This window comes from Rossellomorea sedimentorum (assembly GCF_046237645.1).
GTDB lineage: Bacteria > Bacillota > Bacilli > Bacillales > Bacillaceae_B > Rossellomorea > Rossellomorea sedimentorum.
The window spans coordinates 546,344-562,159 of record NZ_CP143546.1 but is presented as its reverse complement, the minus strand read 5'-3'; the positions used below and the strand labels follow the sequence as shown (position 1 = coordinate 562,159).

Here is a 15,816-nt window from a genome sequence, read left to right as displayed (position 1 = left end):
TCGACAACCTCATTGACCCTCTTTGACACCATTGATTCCTCTTAAATTTGAATTCCACAACCCCATAGACCCTCTTTGACACCATCGATTCTTCTCAAATACGGAATCGACAACCTCATTGATCCTCTTTGACACCATTGATTTCTCTTAATTTTGAAATCGACAACCCCATAGACCCTCTTTGACACCATCGATTCTTCTCAAATACGGAATCGACAACCCCATAGACCCTCTTTGACACCATCGATTCCTCTCGAATGTGAAATCGACAACCTCTTTGACACTCTTTGACACCATCGATTCCTCTTAAATTTGAAATCCACAACCCCATAGACCCTCTTTGACACCATCGATTCCTCTCGAATGTGAAATCGACAACCTCTTTGACACTCTTTGACACCCTTAATTCCTCTCAAATACGGAATCGACAACCTCATTGACCCTCTTTGACACCATCGATTCCTTTTAATTTTGAAATCCACAACCCCATAGACCCTCTTTGACACCATCGATTCCTCTTAATTTTTAAATCCACAACCCCATAGACCCTCTTTGACACCATCGATTCCTCTAAAATTTGAAATCCACAACCCCATAGACCCTCTTTGACACCATCGATTCCTCTCGAATGTGAAATCGACAACCTCTTTGACACTCTTTGACACCCTTAATTCCTCTCAAATACGGAATCGACAACCTCATTGACCCATTTGCAGAGGGGTTCCCTTAATTCCGGAAAGCCAGGCATATCTAGTTGAGTTGATTAGTTCGTTCTAACTGGAGAATCCCACAGATGATGCATATATCTAGCTCCTTTTCATACATCATTTCCGGACGATCCACCCTTTCATGCCCCTATCGAGACTCTTCCCTCCCATAATAGACGTAGTCAAAACAACAAAAAAGACACAAAGAGCAGCAATTGCTCCCTGTGTCCTTCTTATTCCGATTCACTGCCTGCTTCCAGCCAAGTCTGTGACCACTTTTCTATATCTCTTATAAGGGGCTCCAATGCCAACCCTTTTTCTGTCAGTGAGTATTCAATCCGAACTGGAGTTTCCGGGTACACTTCCCGTTTGACGATCCCTTCATTCTCCAACTCTTTTAACCTCTCTGAAAGCACACGGTTACTGACGCCAATATCAGAACTGATGCTGCTGAAACGCTGCGGTCCGGACAGCAGCTGGTAAACGATGATGCCCGTCCACCTTTGGCTCAGGATGCCCATGGCTTTTTCAAATCTTGGACAAATTGATGTATCCATCGAGATCAACTCCTTATCCCCTATTATACCCAAATCCACACCGAAACTAAATTACTTTTATTCAATAAGGCACTTGACGTAATTAAGTTATAAAAATATAATAGGTTACATAAAGTAACTAAATAATTATTTGTTATAATCTACTAACAAAAGGAGGAGATTGATCATGATTAAAAACGAAGCTGGTGCAGCCATCATTAGAATCTTTTTAGGCGCAACCTTCTTTATCCACGGGCTGGCCAAGTTTCAGGGAGGCATAGAAAATACGGCTGCATTCTTTGAATCTTTAGGATTACCCGGATTCACCGCCTATGTCGTAGCCTTGATCGAATTGCTCGGCGGGCTGGCCTTGGTACTAGGAATCGGAACAAAAATTGTTTCCATCCTATTTGCCATTATTATGGTAGTGGCAACTTTTAAGGTAAAACTTGCTGGAGGATTCCTGGGCAATGGTGAGGCAGCAGGCTTTGAACTTGACTTGGCTCTGCTCGCAATGGCGGTTTTCCTTGTTGTCACAAACAAATCATCTTTAGCTCTCGATAATGTACTATTTCAATCGAAGGAAGCTTAAATCATTTTAGAAAGGAAGGTGTTCACATGAAATTTCATCAAGCCCCCCTGACGTTTGTCGGGAAAGTAAATCTTAAAGTCCAAAACTTGGAACGTTCATTGCTTTTTTATACAGAAGTCATTGGATTCAAAGTAATGAACCAGACAGAAAGAACCGCAAGCCTGACTGCCGATGGAAAAACGGTTCTGCTGCATCTGCAACAGCCGGAAGACATCACTCCGAAAACCGGAAGAACAACAGGGTTGTATCACTTTGCGCTTCTCCTGCCCGAACGCACGGATTTAGCCAATATCGTCCAACACTTTTCCGAAATTGGCCTGCGCATCGGTTCATCGGATCACCTTGTAAGCGAAGCGCTGTATTTCTCAGATCCTGACGGTAACGGTATAGAAATTTACACAGACCGTCCCGATGCAGACTGGAGCTGGATTAACGGCGAAGTAAACATGGCAGTCGATCCACTGGATTTCAACGATCTTCTTTCCATTAAAAGAGATCATCAATGGAATGGACTTCCGGCCCAAACCGTCATGGGACACATTCATCTTCATGTTTCCGAACTGGCAAAGACGGAAGAATTTTATACAAAGGGACTCGGGTTTGAAGTGGTCTGCCGGTACGGCACCCAAGCATTATTCATTGCGACTGGCGGCTACCATCATCATATCGGTTTGAATACCTGGAACGGAGTCGGCGCCCCTCGTCCGACAACAAACAGTGCCGGGCTGGAGTTCTACACTCTGATGCTGTCTAGTGAGGAAAAACGAACAGAAATGGTTGACAGGCTAAAAAGGATAGGTGCCCCTGTAACAGAAGACTTCGTGACAGAAGATCCTTCCGGGAACCGTATCTCGCTGGAAATTCAATGAGGTGGTGGATTCAATGGGAATTTTAAATAAATTATTGGGAAAGAAAAATGAGGAGGAAATTACAATGACAAATGAAAAACTTAACATCGGGATCATCTTGGGGAGCACACGTCAAGGACGTGTAAGCCCGCAGGTCGGAGAATGGGTAAAAGGCATCGCTGAAAACCGCGAGAATGCCAACTATGAAATCGTCGACATCTCGGAATTCAACCTGCCTTTCTTAGGCACGACAGACGGAACAGAGCCTGGAATTGCAGCTTGGAATGAAAAGCTTGCAAGCCTCGACGGCTTTGTTTTCATCGTACAAGAATACAACCACAGCATCTCCGGCGCTCTGAAAAATGCCATCGATTTTGCCCGCGAAGCATGGAATAACAAGGCAGCAGGCATCGTGAGTTACGGTTCAACAGGAGGCGCGCGTGCAGCTGAGCACCTTCGCGGTATCCTCGGTGAATTAAAGGTAGCGGATGTCCGCACCCACCCAACACTGTCCCTATTCACAGATTTCGAAAACGGAACAGTATTCAAGCCGCAGGAGCTGCATCTTACAAATGTGAATAGCATGCTTGATGAAGTGGAAACTTGGAGTCGCGCATTAAAAACAATTAGATAATGGTATTAAAGGGTCCACTGCTTAAATTAAGCAGTGGACCCTTTTTTCATATTGAAGAATCTGGACAAACAAACCATACATATATTTCCTACTAGATACCTGGAGAGGGGGAACTAAATGGCAAACCCAATTGTGGCAAGGTCGTTGGATGAAATTCAATTCTGGTCGAGGATCATGAAAGAGCATGCCCTATTTTTAAGTCTCGGATTCACGTATGAACAGCAGCAATTAATTGATGAAGCCAGGCAGTTTATTACACTTTTTGAAAGAATTGAAGAAAAACTGGCAAGATTCACGCCGAATTCAGAATTACGTCAAGTGCAGGCATTTAATAGTGAGGTTTATCAAGCGGCCGCTGCCATTTGGCACTTCAAAAGAAAAATACTCGGACTGACACTCCGCTGTGAAATCCGGTCCAACAACTTCCCGTTACTGGTTGATCATATCAGCAGGGAGGCTGCCTATTTCGCCAACCGGCTGCAGGAACTGAATGAAGGAAAGCTAGCACCGAAACCTGAAGCCATCATCGAGGAGAATGTTTTCTTCCTGAAAATCATGGCCGATCACGCAAAATTCATCGGACATCTTTTAGATCCTTCGGAAAGAAAACTGGTGGAACAAGCCCGGGAATTCAGCCACGACTTTGATCAGCTTGTTTTTCAGGCCGTTGATTTGGAATCGATGAAGCCTCAATCAGAAACGAAACCAATGTTAAATCAATTCCTAAATCAAAATAAAGTGTCGGTGGCTTCATTAAGGGATTTCAAAAAAACCGCAAGAGAATTAATTGAGGAATGCCGGATTAAAAGCAATATTCATCCCCTTTTGGCCGACCATACCTTCAGGGAAGCAGAGAGATTCTTAGAAATCATCGACTTGTTTGATGACCACCTGCAGCACTCCTAGTTCTCACAACGGGAAAAAGGGGGACCGAACTCATCCCCCTTTTTACTGCTTCTTATAAAAAACCCTTAATCCACACTCTCCAAAAACCCGCTAATCACCCGCACATACTCTTCCGGTTCCTCCACATAAGGCATATGCGCACTTTGTTCAAAAACATGGAACTTTCCATTTGGTGTCAGAGAGCTGAAATATTCGGTGGATTTCGGCGTTGCTTCATCAAAACGGCCGCACGTATACAATGTTGGTACTTTGAAGTCCTTCAACTCACCAGTACAGTCAAAGGACTTTAGATTCCCCGTTACATGGAACTCAGACGGCCCCCACATGATATTGTAAACTTCCGGTCCTCTGAACTCCCTGCCTTTTTTCAAAAATTCCGGATACGGATCCAGTTTGCAGACAAAGTGCTTATTGAATACCTCGGTAGCTTTTTTATATTCGTCAGAAGCGGTTGTTCCGTTTTCTTCATTTCTTCTCAGCGCTTCCTGCACGTCCTCCGGAAGCAGCTTGCGGTTTTCCTCTTGATCTTCCGCCCACAGAGGTGCGCTCAGACACGGACTCGAAAAGATGATGCTTTTGACTCCTTCCGGCTTGGCCAGATAGTAAGCCGCAGCTAAAGTCGTACCCCAGGAGTGGCCGAGAATATGGAACTCTTCAAGGTTCAACCCTTCCTTCACCTGTCCCAATTCCTCTACAAAGCGGTCAATATTCCATAACGATTCATCGGTCGGACGGTCGGACTTGCCGCATCCTAACTGATCATAAAAAATCACTGGACGATCCTCTGCCAGGATGCGCAATCCCTGCATGGAGTAATGGGATGAACCCGGACCGCCGTGCAGAATGACAACAGGTGTATTTTTTGATTCTCTATTATGTATTTGGTACCATACCTTTCCGCCGGTCACTTCCATAAACCCTTCTTTTACAGCCATTCTATTTCCTCCCTATGGATAATGTGTCTCTACTAGAATTCTATCACAGGAGCGAACATTCCTTTTAACGTGACAAATGGAAGAAATCACCTTATAATAATAGAGTAACATTATTTACCAAATAGAAAGTAGGTTGATATGTATAATGAACATCCCACCTTGCCCCTGCGGATGCGGAAAATCCGTGAATGCCTGCAAATCTTCTCCCCTCAGCGTGAAAGTCATGTCACAAACCATCAGCAGCCCTGAAGAAAGAGCCCAAATCATTGAAAATGTCCAAATTGGATCTACCTTTAACATGCGTATGCGCGGACATCTATTATTCTATGGAAAAGACCTGACAGGCTATGCCAAATCCACCACCGTCACCCCTAACACGACCAACTTCCTCCATCTTCTGTCCAACTTCTTATATGCCAAAAGTGATCATGGCCCTCTGGATTCATGGAACGACTGCAGTCATGCCTTTTGGGATGAATTCATTACAACGTACTGCCTCTATACTTTGAAACTCTCACATAAGGAAAAGGAAGCTGAACGATTTCTGTTTCAGTTAACCAAATTCGGTAAATGGATGGATACTCATAGGGAAACCTCTCTTCTCGCCATTATCCTCCCTAGTATCGAAGCCCATAAACCCGATGTCATCCTCTGCGAAAAGATCCTCAACCGTCTCTTAAAAAATCAGTTCCCTAACCTTTTAGACAAGAACTGGAATCGCGTTGAAGCCCTTGATAAAATGAAAGCTGCCTATTCCCGCTATACGGATGTCGTTGATGGATTATTCGAAGTCACCGGCATTATTGAAAAAGTCGTTGTGATTAAACATCTAGAAACCAATCAATCTTATACCGTAAAAGGGCTGACTTCCAATCTATTAAAACCCCAGCTCCTCCTCGATGGTGAAATCGGCAGGCGTTTCAAGGAAACCAAATGGAACTGGTTCTTTACTTTAGGTGTGTATCCTCAGCTGTCCAGAGACTATCTTTCCCTTCAAATGGAGACAGGAGAAACCAGCCTCTACCCGGATTCCTCTTTGCATCATTGATGGTGAATGTTGGTTATGACTAACGGGTTTACTTCAGAGGTGCAATCCGCAAAAATACAGACCTAGCCGCAATGAAAGTCACGGGTTTTCATTCTCAAGAAAAGGCTTAGAGGAACTTCCTCTAAGCCGAATACACGTTTTTCCTTATTCCTCTTTAGTTGGAGAGTCTTTAAACTAATTTATACATAAGAATATCGTCAACATATTCATTATCTTTTAATTTTATTTCTTTAATTTTTCTTCCTTCTTCGATAAAACCCATACTTTTGTACAAAGATATAGCTCTTTTATTTGTACAAAAAACGCCCAAACTTACCTTTTCTATTAAGGGGTTCTTCTCTGCCCAATCCAATAGTTCAGTAATTAGCTTCTTCCCAATACCAATTCCTCTATAATCTTTATGTATCATCATTCCAAAAGAACCCGTGTGAGATAACCTTTTTCGAGTTGGCGAATTAAACACCAGCCACCCTACAACTTTTCCCTCTACTTCAGCCACAATTAATGTCTCTCTATTATGTTCTAAAACGCTTTGTATCCAATTACTTTGCTGCTCTAAATTCTCATCAAACTCTTCTAATACTGAGATCAAATATTCGTTTTCCCTTACAACCTCTCTCTTTATATCCCTTAAGGCTTTAGCATCATCCAAGTGGGCTGTTCTTATTTTATATTTAGAATTGTTATTAGCTACTGACAAATTTGTCCCTCCGCCAATTAGAATTTTTATGCTTTACTAAGTTTATCTTGAACTATCCTCCTATCTTGCTTGAACAAAAAGTGGGAGATTTTCGGCGACTGTCCTCGTGATACAATAATTTCTTATTTATTACTGCAAAGACTTTATATGTTCTTCAAATTGTTCTACATCACTTGTTTTAAATGTTCCATTATGGCTTTTTACTATGATTGTTGGGAACTCATCTATGTAAGTTGGCGGCTCTACGCTCCAAGTAAGAATAAGATTATCTAAATTATATATTTCTATAGTTTGATTAACTCTGTTTTGTAAATCTAATGAAGCTGGTTTTTCTGTAAAAACTGTAATTTCATATCTCTCATTAGAGCCAGAAAAACAGCCTGTAATGAGAAACAATAATATTAATATAAGGGATATAAAAGTTATTTTAGTTTTAATTTACTTTTCACCTCTCCATTTTAAATCTTTACTCTCTTCACTATAACGGCACAATGTCATTGACTATATGCTAACATAAGTTTCCATCCGATTTTAACAGTTGATATTTAAAAACAAATTAACAAGCAGTGGATGTTTAGGTCATCCACTGCTTCCATGTTGCTCTCATTGCAATGCTATGGCTGTTTCGGTTGTGAATAGGTTAACCAATAGCCTTTTCCACCCGAATACCCTGTTACCATGCTTAGAATTCTTTTGGGATTCCATGTTAGACTATATCGTCCACTGTCCGCTTACCAATGCAACCGCCACCCATTCTCCTTCACTATCTTTTTGGAAGACGATATATAAGCTCGACCAGTCCATATTGGCGTTTTCTTCTGTGCCGTCTTTATAAAACTCGACTACGTGAGAGTCCAGTAAATATTCCTTGATGTTCATGGTCACATTGCCGCGCTGCTCTATATCATCTACGATTATCTCATCGACTTCCGAAAAATCCTGATATCTCTGAAAATATTCTTGCGGGGTAGACTTTATCGGTTTCCCGCTGCCGGCTTCGTATCCCCATGTATAGGTTTCGTTTAGTTCATCCAACCTGGCGACTTCCTGTTTATCCAATACAATATCCTCTTCTGAAAGATTGACGTAAGGCGAAATAAGGAGTCCTTTTTCAGGATGTACCATGCCCGCCAAGGTCTCCATATCTTTTTCCAGAAGGGCATCCAGTACTGCATTCGCTTTTTCCTTTATCTGCTCTGCTTCGGTCTTTTCTGTTTCGCCTGACTTCTCACTCGTTACGTTATCGACAATCCAATGATTGGACTTATATGTCAGTTGGAAAGTATATTTCCTGTCGCCTCGAAGCTCACTGTTTTTACTTTGAGTCACATGATAGGTCGTATCGTTTTGCTTATCCAGCTGGTAGTCCATTTCCGGATCCAGCCACACCGGAGGCTCCGTAGCAATCAATTTTAGCTGGCCATTTTCTTTCCTGAAAAACTCGTCGGCATAATTCTGTGCCAGTTCTTCAGACATAATCGATGTAAAATGGGATAATAGCTCTTCCTTTGTCTCATAATTCTTGACCGTTCCATCCGAACTCGTCTCCACCAAAAATGTATCTTCATATTCTTGAAGAATCTCTGCTGCCTCATCTTTTGTCAGTTCCTTGTCTTCCTGATTGGTTGAATCTACCTGGCTTTGATTATCCGCTTCTCCCTCGGTTTCATTCCCATTTTCCGGCTGTTCACCTTCATCTGGTTGATTTTCGTCCGTATTGGCCTGGTCCTCAGTCTGTCCTTCATCCGTTTGTTGAGTATCAACCGTATCCTGCTGATTATTCGTCCCGGCTTCCTCACTGGAGCATCCTGTGACAAGAATCGCCGCCAGGAAGGCAACTAACATTGCTTTTCTGGTTGAAGTGAGCATCGTCTAACCTTCTCCTTTCTCCGGTTTATTAATTCTTTTAACGACTGCAGAGCTCGATAAACGTTGTATCGACCTTACCATCATCCTATTCACACTGCCTGCAATAAGACTCACACAAAAAATGGATGAGGTTCTTTCACCTTATCCACTTGAATTAATCTGACAGCTCCAACAACTTTTCCATCAGTGATTCCAATATTAAAAGGATGAATATTGTATAAGCAACGGTCTTTTAGAAATCAGCTTTAATAAAAGAACAAGGCAATCTATCAAAATTTTTATTAGAGACCAATATTGATAATTTAATACAAGTGGTTTGCTTAGAATTTGAATGCCTTCAATGTGAAAATAAAAAATAACAAAGACTGCAGGAAGGATGGTTTCTCTTACAGACTTGGATACTCCATTGTCGATATAATTTGAGGGCACAATGAGGCATGAAAAGTGCATGGATATGCCTATTCCCCGCACCGGACCACCGGTAAAAATCATACGATTGAGTCAAGTAAGTAAGTTACCTTCTTAATTGCTTAATTCCATAAGCGCATAACAAATAAACCTATAAAATTAGGCAATAGTAGCGCTCTGTACAAAATCGATATTAATTTCGAAAAATTAATCATAAGCAATTAGTTGGTGCCAGAAACTTACTTTCCTCCTTCGGTATTTTCAATATTATCTCAGTATTCCATTTATAAAAAATTGTTGAACAGATTAAGCTTTTTTTAAGTTAGCCGGCTTCCAATTCGGGGAATGCAATCTATAGGTACTCAATGAACAAATTGATCTTTAATTTAATTTTCTTAGTACCGTAGCTGGCTGATGATTCCTATGAATTGAGCCTTCTGCAACCTTCAATAAAGGAGCAAAAAATCAAATGAAAAAAATATTAAAAAGGACTGGAATGGTGGCTGGTATTGCCATTGCAGCCCTATTAATCTGGGGCTTTATCGAGCCTTATATCATTGATGTGGAAAGAGAAGAAGCCGTAATCCCCAATCTCCCTCAAGATTGGGAAGGAGAGGAAATCGCCGTCATCGGGGACTTTCAAGTCGGCATGTGGATGGATAACAACTCTGTCATCCCCCGTATCGTCGATAAAATAATTGAAGAAGACCCAAAGGCAGTGCTTATTCTCGGTGATTATGTCTACCATCCAGCAGATGATCGGCAGCTGCAAATGGAAAAAGTAGCCGATGCATTAAGAGAGCTTAGTGATGCAGACATTCCAGTGTTTGCAACGCTTGGAAATCATGATTACGCAATGGCAAAACCCGATGACAAAATCAACAAGGAGGAAGCAGACCGGGTGGCTGGGGTCCTTTCCAGTGAAGGATTTACCGTGCTGCGAAACGAATCGGTACCTCTTACTTTAGAGGATAATGAGGTGGTTACTACTGAAGAAAATGAGGATACGTTATACCTTGGCGCACTGGGAGCGTCTTGGCCGGGAAATGTCGATGTCTCTGAGGCATTACAGGACATCCCGGAAGAAGCCCCCCGCCTGTTCATGATGCATAATCCCGAGGCTTTCAGTAAACTGCCGGCGAATACTGCACCTGTGGCCGTGGCCGGTCATACCCACGGTGGTCAATTCCGGATTCCCTTTACACCGGATTGGTCATATAAAGAGCTCTTTTCAAAAGGAGAATCCTATGCAGATGGATGGATCACTGAATCCTATGGCAGCGGAGGAAACAGCTTATATGTAAACCGGGGAATTGGTCTGAGTCTCTTTCCAATGAGGCTCAATTGTCCTCCCGAAATTACGATACTGGAATTGAGTTCTCAATCATAAGAATTCTTTTATTAGATAGAACCTCTATTATAAAAAACGCAGATAGGCAAAAATGCCGATCTGCGTTTTTCATCCATTAGGTCTGAATTGGATGAACCTCTTAAGAAAACATATTCAGCGTCTTTCTTTTCCCGGATGGTCGCAAACGTCTTCGGGACATGCCCCGTATCTCTATCGTACTCCAAATAATTCCGGCCATCACTGAATTGGATGTCATAGCCAGCTAAATCCAGCAGTTCAACTTGGACTTCCGGATAATTTTTCTTAAGAGACTGAATGGTCTAATTCATTGCGGTCCTTGTCTTCGAACCGACTTTCGAACCGGAAAATCCAACAATTATCACCGCCATTCCCCTCCTATTTTTCCGCCGTATATTTTCTGATTGCCGGTAAAATTTCTGTCCCGATAATCTCAATATTTTTCATGAGTTTTTCAAATGGCATGCCGCCGAAATCGATCTGGGCAATGTAGCGCTGATGATTGAACATTTCATGTTGATAAAGAATTTTCTCAATGATTTCCTGAGGACTTCCGATGTTCATGATGTTATGCGGGTCGACTCCTTGAGCAAACTGCTGTTTCGGAAAACCGCCGCCATTCGTCTTTTTCATCCCTTCATTAATATGAGGATACAAGTCTTTCAGCGCTTGCTGTGAAGTATCAGCAGCATAGAAAAATCCTGCAGTGGCAACAGGCAGCTGGGCAGGATCGAATCCTTTACTCCGGGCCGCTTCCCGGTAGGCATCAATGGTGCGTTTGAAGACGGATGCCGGTCCGCCCAGATGAGCCATGAACATGGGAGCGCCTGCATATCCCGCCTTGATCGCGCTCGCAGGTGTCCCGCCAACCGCACGCCAAATCGGCATGGAACCTCCTTGTGGACGAGGAAGGATTTTCGCATTTCTAAGAGGTGCACGGAATTCACCGTTCCAGTTCACCACTTCTTCCTGATTGATTTTCATCAGAAGGTCGAACTTTTCCTCATACAATTCTTCATAATTTCTCAAGTCGTACCCCAGCAGTTCGAACAGCCCCACCCTCGAGGCCCGGCCAGCAACGATTTCCGCGCGACCGTTAGAGATCAAGTCAATCGTTGCAAAATCCTCATATACCCGGACCGGATCCGAGGTGCTGATGATGGTGGATGAGCTTCCGATCTTAATATTCTTCGTTGCCTGTGCAATAGCAGAAAGAACAACGGAATGTGCCTGTGTAGCAAAGTACTCCTGGTGGCTTTCCCCGATACTGAAAAAATCGAGCCCAGCCTGATCGGCCAGCTTTGCATATTCGATGATTTCATGCAGTCGCTGCTGCGCCGGGATTCTTTCACCTGTATTAGGGTCAGGGAGGTGGTCACCTAAAGTGTAAATCCCGAACTCCAACCCTTTGCTTTGGTCGATGCGATACTTTTTCATATTTGCTCCCTTCTTCTTTCTTTTAGTCTTCACAGAATGTGCGGATGACTTCTTTAAAGTTTTCCAACCTTTTGAGGACACACTCTCTCTGAATTGGACGTCTTCATGTAGTCAATGCAGCTCTTTGAGGAAATGCTCGCTTTGAGTTAGCCTTTCTCTTATTCCCAAAACAGCCCCTTAAGAACACACTCTCTTCAAATAAGCTCTCTTCATGTTCCCAAACCAGCTCTTTGAAGACATGGTCTATCTGATCCAGCCTTTTTCATGTATCCAAACCAACTCTTTAAAACTTGAAAATGAACTCCAATTCCGTCCCTTCAATGTCCCTCTATCAAGGACTGATACATCAACACACTAAAGCACTAAAAGGGACAGTCCCTCTTAGCGCTTTAACGTGTTAATGCACAAAAAAATGCTATGGTATTCTATCTCTATTTCTTTCGATACTCCATCGTCACCCACTCATTTGTCTGCATGGAGTTCACTTGATAGAAGCCCTTTTGCTCGAAAGCCTTCACGACTCCATCCGTGTGCCATTCAACGAGCCCCGAAACCAGGAAGCGGATGCTTTTGTCTAGCAGTTCATGCCGCTCCAGTATGTGCTGAGCTTCATCCCCGCCTATGTTGATAAAGATCCAATCGTACACTTCAGTGATTCGGTAGTCACCGTCAATCAAGTCCTTCTGCAGTACTTGAACCTTATCCTTCACACCATTCAGCCCGGCATTGTAGAGCACTTCTCTTTCAACCGGTTCGTAATCAATCGCGGTCACCCTATCTGCTCCTTTTAGAAGCGCCCCGATCGTCAGGATTCCGGATCCAGTCCCCAGGTCCAATACGTTTTGTCCGGTAAAGTCGTGGTCTAAAATGATCCGCAGGCAGTCCTGTGTGGTTTCGTGCAGCCCAGTGCCAAAAGCTGCCTGCGGCTCAAAGCGGAGAACATTTTTCCCTGAGCGTTTTTCCGGATCACCGGAATAAGCAATGATCCACTGTCCGTTCAACTCGACATCTTCAAACTCCTGGGGCGGTAATTCCTCTTGGGTTTGCGAATAGGTGATCCGGTCTTCAGGAATCCCAGAAAGCTCGTTGATGACTTGCAGGCAATCGGCCGGGAAGTGCTCCACATCGCTGTCCTCAAAATAGATATTAAATTCAATAGCTTCTTCCGCTTCCTTGTATTCATAACCATTCGAGAAGGTGATGACCTCGATAGGCTGTTCATAATAGAAGTTATACAGCCCCCGGCCGCTTAATTTTTCAATAAGATCTTCTACTTTTTCGTGTTCTATCTTTATTTTAAATTCGTACAGCATAGAATGTTCCTTTCTTGAAGCTTAACTGGGGCTGAAGCCATTTTTAGAGATACCGACTTCAATTCCGCTTCCTTGAAGTTCCTCCCGCAGCATCTTTAACACAACTTTATAGGCAGTTGGGTTGTACCACTTTTCCAAGCCTAGCTGGCGATAGATTTCTTCAACCCCGAGCTTGCTTGTCCTTCTTCCGCCCGTTCCATCGCCCATCCAAAAATCATCAATCGTCACCCGTTTCGCTATCCTCTTCAGCTTGCCCGGGAACTCCCTTGTGCAGGGAAGGAGAGGTGCGATCGTCGCCTGCGTCATGATGCCCGCTTCCGTAATCTCTTTCAGGGCGGCCATTCTTGCCGGAATAGGCGGTGCCGCCGGGGAGAACGCCTTCCTTACTTCTTCTTTATCGGTTTCAATCGTCATTGATATTCTGATTTTATCTCCAAATTGTTTAAAAAGATCGATATCCCTTTTTACCAAGGGAGATCTTGTTTGTAAATGAATGAAATCCGGCTGTGTCTCCAGCATTACTTCCAGGAGGCTCCTGGTCAACCTGGTTTCATGTTCAATAGGCTGATAAGGATCAGTAGATGAAGACATGAACAACGTCACCGGACCTTTTTTCTTCGCTTTGATGAGGTCTTTTCTGAGTATCTCAGCCGCGTTGGTCTTGATATCCACCCATGTCCCCCATTCCTGTTCCCTGAAAAGAGAGATCGGCATCTGCCTGACATAGCAATACTTGCAGCCAAACACGCAGCCCGCATAAGGGTTCAATGAATGCGTAAAGTTATCGATCGCGCCTTTTCCCGGCGTTAAAATCGTCTTCGACACAATGTCCTTCAATTCTGGTTTCACCTTATCACCCGCCCTCTTTTTCTACTAGGCTCTAAAACTTTGTTGCTATTAAATTCAAGAGATATGGCCAGAATTCACAGAAATGATCTTGATCAGCAAGAAAGAAAAGAGCTATTCATCCTGTTCAGTTAGACAAGCCCTTGTAAACCAATAGCAACAATCTATACGAAAACAGCTTTCTACCATTATAAAACACTTTCGCACACTAACGCACTAAGAGGGACTGTCCCTCTTAGTGCGTTAGTGTGTTAAAGCACCATACAACAGAAAAGGGACAAGGCTGCCCCTTGTCCCTTTTCCCTACGCCACATTGGTTGTAACGGTTTTTGCTTCTTTCTCCTGTTGGTTGAATTCACTTGCTGCAGTGAAGAGCACATCTGTTGAAGAGTTCAAGGCCGTTTCAAACGAGTCCTGCAATACACCGATGATAAAGCCGACGCCCACTACCTGCATTGCCACGTCAGCCGGAATTCCGAATAGGCTGCAAGCTAAAGGAATCAGCAGCAACGAACCACCGGCAACCCCGGAAGCACCGCAAGCCGATATAGCTGCCACGACACTAAGGATAATGGCGGTCGGCAGGCTCACTTCTATGCCAAGGGTATGAACGGCTGCGAGAGTCAAAACGGTAATCGTCACAGCTGCCCCTGTCATATTGATTGTGGCCCCCAGCGGAATCGACATAGAATAGTTATCCTTGTTCAACCCGAGATCGTCACATAGTCTCATATTGACTGGGATATTTGCAGCTGAACTGCGCGTAAAGAATGCGGTAATGCCGCTCTCCTTCAGGCACTTAAACACTAGAGGATAAGGGTTCCGCTTCATCAGTACGAACACAATCGCCGGATTGACGACCAATGCAACCAGAAGCATCGTGCCGATTAATACAGCAAGTAACTTCCCGTAACTTAGAAGTCCTTCCATCCCAGTAGACGTTACCGACTCAACGACAAGTCCCATAATTCCTAACGGAGCAAATTTAATGATCCACTCGACAATCTTCGTTACAGCTTCTGACAGATTGGCAATCACTCCTTTTGTCGAGTCTGCAGCTCCTCTCAAAGCCACACCAAGCAAGACCGCCCAAGCCAAAATGCCGATATAGTTTGCATTGGCGATTGCATTGAACGGATTATCCACGACGTTCAGCAGCAAAGCCTGCAGAACTTCCGCCACTCCACCGGGAGCCGTCAGTTCTTCTGCTCCTTCTGCGAGCGTCAAGCTGACCGGAAACATAAAGCTGACGATAACTGCAACCACTCCAGCTAAAAACGTTCCTAAAAGATATAAAAGAATAATAGATTTCATATTCGTTTGGCTGCCGCGTTTATGCTGAACGATCGCCGCCATGACCAGGAAAAGCACCAGCACCGGGGCAATGGCTTTCAATGCGCCGACAAATAGAGTACCTAATAAGGCAACTGGTTTTGCTGCTTCCGGCACGGTTACAGCGAGAAGGATACCCATAAGCAAACCGATAATGATCTGCTTGACCAGGCTCAACTCTCCCCATTTTTTCACCATTGTTTTCACAATCAATCCCTCCTCCAAAATTTTTCTTTCCATCTCATACCTTTGCGTATTCTGTGAGACCCTTTATGAAGAAAAAAATAAGTCCATCCAGTAAGAACAAATGTATTTGTGATAAAGACCATTATATAT

General features: G+C 43.6%; 16 protein-coding genes and 1 pseudogene. 6 read left to right on the top strand and 11 right to left on the bottom strand.

Translation table 11 applies throughout. The annotated features are described in order from the left end of the window. Nucleotides 1-115: 115 nt before the first annotated feature. The 3 genes from V1502_RS02820 to V1502_RS02810 form a co-directional block, all read right to left on the bottom strand. Entirely contained in the window at nt 116-400 is a 285-nt protein-coding gene (locus V1502_RS02820; protein ID WP_409252881.1) for a hypothetical protein, read from the bottom strand. A 33-nt stretch (nt 401-433) separates the two neighbouring features. Next, complete coding sequence (locus tag V1502_RS02815) at nt 434-655, bottom strand: hypothetical protein (protein WP_409252880.1); 222 nt, start codon at nt 653-655, stop codon at nt 434-436. A 285-nt stretch (nt 656-940) separates the two neighbouring features. Beyond that, complete coding sequence (locus V1502_RS02810) at nt 941-1,264, bottom strand: winged helix-turn-helix transcriptional regulator (RefSeq protein WP_409252879.1); 324 nt, start codon at nt 1,262-1,264, stop codon at nt 941-943. Between the two features lie 166 nt (nt 1,265-1,430). Between V1502_RS02810 and V1502_RS02805 the strand changes: the two genes are divergently transcribed. The 4 genes from V1502_RS02805 to V1502_RS02790 all read left to right on the top strand — a co-directional run bounded on the left by V1502_RS02805 (nt 1,431) and on the right by V1502_RS02790 (nt 4,223). After that, the gene (locus V1502_RS02805) at nt 1,431-1,835 is read left to right on the top strand and encodes a DoxX family protein (RefSeq protein WP_409252878.1); all 405 of its coding nucleotides are present in this window, start codon (nt 1,431-1,433) and stop codon (nt 1,833-1,835) included. 26 nt (nt 1,836-1,861) lie between these two features. Next, nucleotides 1,862-2,704 carry a VOC family protein gene (locus V1502_RS02800; RefSeq protein WP_409252877.1) on the top strand — a complete coding sequence of 281 codons (843 nt, stop codon included), beginning with the start codon at nt 1,862-1,864 and terminating at the stop codon, nt 2,702-2,704. Between the two features lie 13 nt (nt 2,705-2,717). Continuing rightward, the gene (locus V1502_RS02795) at nt 2,718-3,317 is read left to right on the top strand and encodes an NADPH-dependent FMN reductase (protein ID WP_409252876.1); all 600 of its coding nucleotides are present in this window, start codon (nt 2,718-2,720) and stop codon (nt 3,315-3,317) included. Between the two features lie 117 nt (nt 3,318-3,434). Continuing rightward, the gene (locus V1502_RS02790; protein ID WP_409252875.1) at nt 3,435-4,223 is read left to right on the top strand and encodes a DUF2935 domain-containing protein; all 789 of its coding nucleotides are present in this window, start codon (nt 3,435-3,437) and stop codon (nt 4,221-4,223) included. Between the two features lie 65 nt (nt 4,224-4,288). On the opposite strand, the gene V1502_RS02785 is transcribed toward V1502_RS02790, so the two are convergent. After that, nucleotides 4,289-5,158: a proline iminopeptidase-family hydrolase gene (locus V1502_RS02785; RefSeq protein WP_409252874.1), complete on the bottom strand. Its 870-nt coding sequence runs from the start codon at nt 5,156-5,158 to the stop codon at nt 4,289-4,291. A 145-nt stretch (nt 5,159-5,303) separates the two neighbouring features. Between V1502_RS02785 and V1502_RS02780 the strand changes: the two genes are divergently transcribed. Continuing rightward, nucleotides 5,304-6,206 carry a hypothetical protein gene (locus V1502_RS02780; protein WP_409252873.1) on the top strand — a complete coding sequence of 301 codons (903 nt, stop codon included), beginning with the start codon at nt 5,304-5,306 and terminating at the stop codon, nt 6,204-6,206. A gap of 169 nt (nt 6,207-6,375) precedes the next feature. On the opposite strand, the gene V1502_RS02775 is transcribed toward V1502_RS02780, so the two are convergent. Continuing rightward, nucleotides 6,376-6,906 (bottom strand): GNAT family N-acetyltransferase, encoded by a 531-nt coding sequence (locus V1502_RS02775; RefSeq protein WP_409252872.1) that lies wholly within the window; start codon nt 6,904-6,906, stop codon nt 6,376-6,378. 711 nt (nt 6,907-7,617) lie between these two features. Next, complete coding sequence (locus V1502_RS02770) at nt 7,618-8,775, bottom strand: hypothetical protein (protein ID WP_409252871.1); 1,158 nt, start codon at nt 8,773-8,775, stop codon at nt 7,618-7,620. An 877-nt stretch (nt 8,776-9,652) separates the two neighbouring features. Between V1502_RS02770 and V1502_RS02765 the strand changes: the two genes are divergently transcribed. Further along, nucleotides 9,653-10,573 (top strand): metallophosphoesterase, encoded by a 921-nt coding sequence (locus V1502_RS02765; RefSeq protein WP_409252870.1) that lies wholly within the window; start codon nt 9,653-9,655, stop codon nt 10,571-10,573. A gap of 146 nt (nt 10,574-10,719) precedes the next feature. On the opposite strand, the pseudogene V1502_RS02760 reads toward V1502_RS02765, so the two are convergent. The 5 genes and pseudogenes from V1502_RS02760 to sstT form a co-directional block, all read right to left on the bottom strand. Beyond that, nucleotides 10,720-10,923, bottom strand: a pseudogene (locus V1502_RS02760) (FMN reductase); the annotation flags it as partial. Nucleotides 10,924-10,930: 7 nt separating this feature from the next. Next, the gene (locus tag V1502_RS02755; RefSeq protein ID WP_409252869.1) at nt 10,931-11,989 is read right to left on the bottom strand and encodes an LLM class flavin-dependent oxidoreductase; all 1,059 of its coding nucleotides are present in this window, start codon (nt 11,987-11,989) and stop codon (nt 10,931-10,933) included. Between the two features lie 431 nt (nt 11,990-12,420). Continuing rightward, nucleotides 12,421-13,302, bottom strand: coding sequence for a 50S ribosomal protein L11 methyltransferase (locus V1502_RS02750; RefSeq protein WP_409252868.1), 882 nt, complete (start codon nt 13,300-13,302; stop codon nt 12,421-12,423). A gap of 21 nt (nt 13,303-13,323) precedes the next feature. Then, a complete protein-coding gene (locus V1502_RS02745; RefSeq protein WP_409252867.1) occupies nt 13,324-14,151 on the bottom strand; it encodes a radical SAM protein in 828 nt (275 codons plus the stop codon). Nucleotides 14,152-14,451: 300 nt separating this feature from the next. Next, nucleotides 14,452-15,678 carry a serine/threonine transporter SstT gene (gene sstT, locus V1502_RS02740; protein WP_409254270.1) on the bottom strand — a complete coding sequence of 409 codons (1,227 nt, stop codon included), beginning with the start codon at nt 15,676-15,678 and terminating at the stop codon, nt 14,452-14,454. Nucleotides 15,679-15,816: the final 138 nt, after the last annotated feature.